The sequence below is a fragment of the Paracidovorax sp. MALMAid1276 genome (assembly GCF_049198005.1).
Lineage (GTDB): Bacteria > Pseudomonadota > Gammaproteobacteria > Burkholderiales > Burkholderiaceae_C > Acidovorax.
Window position 1 is genome coordinate 1 of record NZ_JBMIRS010000152.1, and the last position, 2,619, is coordinate 2,619.

The 2,619-nt window shown below is 71.4% G+C and carries 3 protein-coding genes; 2 read left to right on the forward strand and 1 reads right to left on the reverse strand.

Features of this window, described 5'->3' with window-relative positions; translation table 11 throughout:
• Window positions 1–98 precede the first annotated feature (98 nt).
• A complete protein-coding gene (locus ACOQFS_RS10165) occupies window positions 99–1,106 on the reverse strand; it encodes a LysR substrate-binding domain-containing protein (protein WP_421562761.1) in 1,008 nt (335 codons plus the stop codon).
• A gap of 146 nt (window positions 1,107–1,252) precedes the next feature.
• Here ACOQFS_RS10165 and ACOQFS_RS10170 point away from each other — a divergent pair, with 146 nt between their 5' ends.
• Window positions 1,253–1,876, forward strand: a complete 624-nt coding sequence (locus ACOQFS_RS10170) for a DUF2917 domain-containing protein (protein WP_421562762.1) — start codon at window positions 1,253–1,255, stop codon at window positions 1,874–1,876.
• Between the two features lie 134 nt (window positions 1,877–2,010).
• Window positions 2,011–2,472 (forward strand): DUF2917 domain-containing protein, encoded by a 462-nt coding sequence (locus tag ACOQFS_RS10175; RefSeq protein ID WP_421562763.1) that lies wholly within the window; start codon window positions 2,011–2,013, stop codon window positions 2,470–2,472.
• The last annotated feature ends 147 nt before the right edge of the window (window positions 2,473–2,619 follow it).

A 2,619-nucleotide genomic window follows, 5' to 3' on the forward strand; every position in this document is an offset into this window, starting at 1 on the left:
CGGCGCGGTGATTCGTGCAGAGGGTCCCTGGCGCTTGATAGTAAAGCGTTTGCAGCTATCAAAATTAAAGCGCTGCCCTCGCGGGCCGCGCTTTTTTTCTATGCCTCCAGATCCAGCCGGTCGTCCAGGTCCGGGTCGGGCACATCGCCGATCGCCTGGCGCGTGGCCTCGGCCTGCAACTGCAGCCAGGCGCAGAACGCCTTGATCTCGGGGCGCTGGCCGCTGCGCGGGCCCACCACCAGCCAGTACGACAGGGGCGAGTCGATGCGGTGGCCGGGCAGGGCCTCCACCAGGTCGCCGGCCGCCAGCGCGTCGGCGATCAGCGGCATGCGGGCCAGCGCCAGGCCCTGGCCGGCCAGCGCGGCCTGAACGATCTGGTGGGCGTAGTTGAAATACAGCCAGCGCTCGGGCTGCAGCTTGGTGAGTCCGCGTGTGTCGAACCACCGGCGCCAGCTGAGGTATTGCAGATAGTGCGTGCGGTGCGCGTCGCCCGCCTCGATCAGCGTGAAGCGCGCCACGTCGCCCGGCTCGCGCAGCGGCTTGCCGCTCTTGAGCAGCCAGGGGCTGCCCACCACCGCCAGTTGCTCGCCGAACAGGCGCACGCCGCCGCTCTGGGCGGCGCTGGCGGGCATGGCGTAGCGCAGCGCCAGGTCCACGTCCGAGGTGTCCAGGTCCACCTGCACGTCGCTCGCGTCGATGCGGATGTCGATGCCCGGGTTGTCGCGCTGGAACTCCTCCATGCGTGGGATCAGCCACATTGACGCAAAGCTGGCCCAGGTGGTGATGGCCACGCTGCGGCGCCCGGCCGTCTGCCGCACCTGCCGCACGGCGGCGTCCATGCGTTCCAGCGCCGGGGCCACGGCGCGCTGCAGCTGGGCGCCCGCGCTCGTCAGCTCCACCGCGCGGGTGTGGCGCAGGAACAGCGGCACGCCGATCTCGTCCTCCAGCGCCTGGATCTGGCGGCTCACGGCCGACTGGGTCAGCGCCAGCTCATCGGCCGCCGCACGGAAGTTGAGGTGCCGGGCCACGGCCAGGAACGCGCGCCAGTGCCCGGTGGCCACGGGGCGGGTGCGCAAGACAGGAGGGGCGTGGTCGGCAGAGGCCATGGCGGGGTCCGTTGCGGTGGGGATTCATGCGTGGGCGGAATGAATAGCTTACTGCGTTTTCATTGGACGCTGCGTTGCGCCGGGCGCACCATTCAGGCTCGTCGATCACCCCCTGATTGCACTGCAACCTGTCCAAGGAGCCTCTCATGTCCGCCCGCAACACCCCGGTGTCCCAGCCCCACGCACCCGCCCGCACGGCGGGCCGCGCCACCGCGGGTTGCTGGAAGCTGGCGGCAGGGCAGGCACTGTCGCTGCGAACGCGCGAGCCGGGCGTGCTGGAGGTGGCCCGTGGCCGGGCCTGGGTGACGGTGAGCCCCCTGCGCGGCGCGGCGCCCGCCGGTGTGCCCGACCAGGTGCTGCAGGCCGGTGAGCGCCTGCGCATCCCGGGCGGGCAGCACCTGGTGATGGAGGCCTGGAGCGGCCCGGCCCCTCACATGGGGGGGCCTCATGCGGGTCCCCATGCGTCCGCAGCCGCCGACGGCCACGCAGACGCACCGGCTGCCGCTGCCGATGCAGCCGCCTTTGCGCAGGCGGGCGACCTCGCCTTCCGCTGGGACGCCGAATGGCGCCCCGTGCCCTCGGCCGCCAGCGAGTGGGAATGCAGCGTGCGGGTGCCGCTGCGCGACCTGTGGGCCGCGCTCGGCCAGTGCGGCCGCGCCCTGGGCCAGTCGGTGGGGCAGACCGGGCAGGCCACTGGCCGGCTGCTGGTGGGCCTGGCGCGGTTCGGCATGCGCAGGCTCGGTGGTCCGCGGCTGCAACGGGCTGGCTGAGCAGCGGCGGGCCGTGCCGACGATTCCTTTCACCATTGCAGGAAAAGCATCAATCGGTGCCGTGCTTTTCATTGGACGCCGCGCTGCGGCCCGCGCACCATAGAGACCAACACAGGGTTAACCCGGAGAATGCCATGACCAACGCCTCGACTTCCACGCCTTCCGCTGCTTTCCACGCCGCCGCCAACACCAACAGCAGCGCCAACCCCGACGCACCCCGCGTGTGCACCCTCGCCGCCGGTGGCGCGCTCAGCCTCATTCCGCGTGCGCCCACGGCCTTGCGCATCACCGAAGGGAGTGCATGGGTGACGTTGGCCGATGGCCCCCACAGCGTGCGCGGCCAGCAGGCTGCGGGCGATGTGTTCCTTCATGCGGGCCAGACGCTGTGGGTTGCAACGGGCCAGCACGCCGTGGTGGAGCCCCTCTCCGGCCATCGCTTGCAATACCGCCTGACCGGGCTGGAGGGCAGCACCGGCCGCGCCACCCGCGCCGCCCGTGTCTCGGCGTCGTGGTGGCGGCGTGTGCTGGGTGGGGTTGCGGCCGTGCGGCCTGCAGCATCGTCGGCTGCGTCGGCACCGGATGCCTGCTGCGCCTGATCGCGGCGGGTATCGCTTGGAGGGACGTGCCGGCACGCACCGCCGGCATGCAGGCGCCTAAGAACGTGTTTACGATCTCCCAGGGGATCGCGTTGGAGCGCAATCGGGATGAGTGGATGCTTCGGATGCGCCGCATGGGCTCGTGCC